Here is a 2,309-nt window from a genome sequence, read left to right as displayed (position 1 = left end):
CTTTGCGGCTGTCCGCTGGCGAACTGCGTGGTGGTAAAACTATGCTTGCCGTCGTACATCGCGGTCGAAGGCTTAATTGACCAGTGGCCGGTACCGTCCACGGTCGTTTCTCCAGCCCCCTTGCCATCAACGAAAAGCCAGAGTGTATCGCCAGCCGTGCCCGTACCCCTGATGGTGGGCTGGTTGTCGTCGGTCGTACCGTTGTTCGGCACTGGACCCTGAACCGGACCCACTGCGTCTTGCACGTCCGTAATCACCGGCGCGGATGGGACGTTACTTAACTCGTTGAACGTAAATGGACCTGACCTGGGGCCGTTGCCAGACGAGTTCTCAACTTGGGCCGTATAGGTGTGGCTTCCCACTCCCACGCCTGAGTCGTTGAACGTCCATCCCGTTCCAGACACAGTAGCAGTGCCGACCTTTTGACCGTCGCGATAAACCGCAAGCGTCTCGCCGGCGAGCAACGCGGACGATACCGAACCGTGCACCACCGGCGCCGTATCGGTGGTCGAAGAACCTGCCGGGATATTGGCGCCCGAAGTGTGATCCGTCAGGCTACTAATCGCAACGGTTTCGGTCGGAATCGGGGCAGCCGGGGCGATTTCATTGAACGTGAACGGGTTCGAGACTGGACCATGGCCATTCGTGTTCTCTACTTGGGCCGTATAGGTGTGAATTCCCGTTCCTACGCCTGAGTCGTTGAACGTCCATCCTGTTCCAGACACCGTAGCAGTGCCGACCTTTTGACCGTCGCGATAAACCGCAAGCGTCTCGCCGGCGAGCAACGCGGACGATACCGAACCGTGCACCACCGGCGCCTTATCGGTGGTCGAAGAACCTGCCGGGATATTGGCGCCCGAAGTGTGATCCGTCAGGTTATTGATCACAACGGTTTCGACCGGGATCACAGCAGCCGGGGCGATTTCGGTAATATAAAAGTAATTGGAAACGTCACTGTGGCCAGCGATGCCTACCACTTTCGCGTAATAATTGTGACTTCCGAGGGACAATCCCGAATCGTTGAACGACCAGCTAGTTCCCGATGCAGTAGCGATGCCAACCTGTTGGCTGTCGCGGATAATTACAAGCGTCTCGCCAGCGAGCAGCGCGTGCGACAACGTGCCCTGAATCGTTGGCGACGAGTCGCTGGTCGAACCATTATTGCCGACGGAAACGTTACCCAACGTGTGATCGATCATGTTTGTGATCACTATGGTTTCACTCGGCGCAGGTATGTTCCCCACCGAGAACAGCCAATCGTTCGAATGCGCGCTTTCAATACCCGCAGTATTCTTTTGCGTTGCGGTTATGTCGTGCGGGCCAGTAGCCCATTTGGTGTTCTGGTACAACCAGACGCCGCTTGCGTCGCAAGCGGTCGAGCCGATCAACGTGTTGCCTTCGTACAGGTACACAACAGCGTTCGCATCAGCTGTACCATAGAGCCTAACAATCGGCGAAGGGGTTATGCTGCCTGACGGGAAAGAGCCGAGGGGGTCCCCATTACTCGAGTATTCCACCATGTCATTGATGACCGGAGCATCGGGCCTATGAACGGTATCCACGTTGAACGGCCAGTCGCTTGACGGCAAGCTTACCTTGCCCGTAGCCGGGTTGGCCTGCGTTGCGGTGATGTCATGTGCGCCGTCAGCCAGCGCGGTCGCCGGCTTGAACGACCAGTCACCCGTGCCGCTCACCGTGGTCGAGCCAATTTCCTTGCCGTTGTCCATCACGTGCACGACGTCACCGGCAACGCCCTTGCCGCTGATCACCGGATCGTTGTCGTCGGTCGAACCGTTCTTCGGAACCGGACCTGTAACAGCACCCACCGCATCCAGCACCTGCGTGATCGAAGGCGCTACCGGCGTGGTCGTGTCAACATTGAACGGGAAGTCCTGCGAGGGGCCGCTGGTTGCGCCCGTAGCCGGGTTCGACTGCTCAGCGGTTATGTCATGCGGACCATCCGCCAGCGGAACCGTCGGCTTGAACGTCCAGTCGCCCGACGGGTTCACCGTGGTCGAACCAATATCAACGCCGTTATCCAGCACGTGCACGATGTCACCCGGCACACCCTTGCCTGCGATCACCGGATCGTTGTCGTCGGTCGTGCCATGTGCCGGAACGGGGCCCTGGATTGGGCCAACGTTATCCGTCACGCCGCTGATAGTCGGTGCTGCCGGAACGCTAGTGTCGACGTTGAACGGCCAATCACCTGACGGCAAGCTTACCTTGCCCGTAGCCGGGTTTGCCTGCGTTGCGGTGATGTCATGCGCACCGTCAGCCAGCGGGATGGCCGGCTTGAATGACCAGTC

Annotated in this window: 1 protein-coding gene; it reads right to left on the bottom strand. The window is 58.9% G+C overall.

Annotation, left to right across the window (positions count from 1 at the left end; all coding sequences use genetic code 11):
• Positions 1-2,309: Ig-like domain-containing protein (locus BSU04_RS15090; RefSeq protein ID WP_256982784.1), on the bottom strand; the 2,309-nt coding region annotated here is incomplete at both ends.

It is taken from the genome of Caballeronia sordidicola (genome assembly GCF_002220365.1).
Taxonomy (GTDB): domain Bacteria; phylum Pseudomonadota; class Gammaproteobacteria; order Burkholderiales; family Burkholderiaceae; genus Caballeronia; species Caballeronia sordidicola_C.
This window is presented reverse-complemented; position numbering and strand designations above follow the sequence as displayed.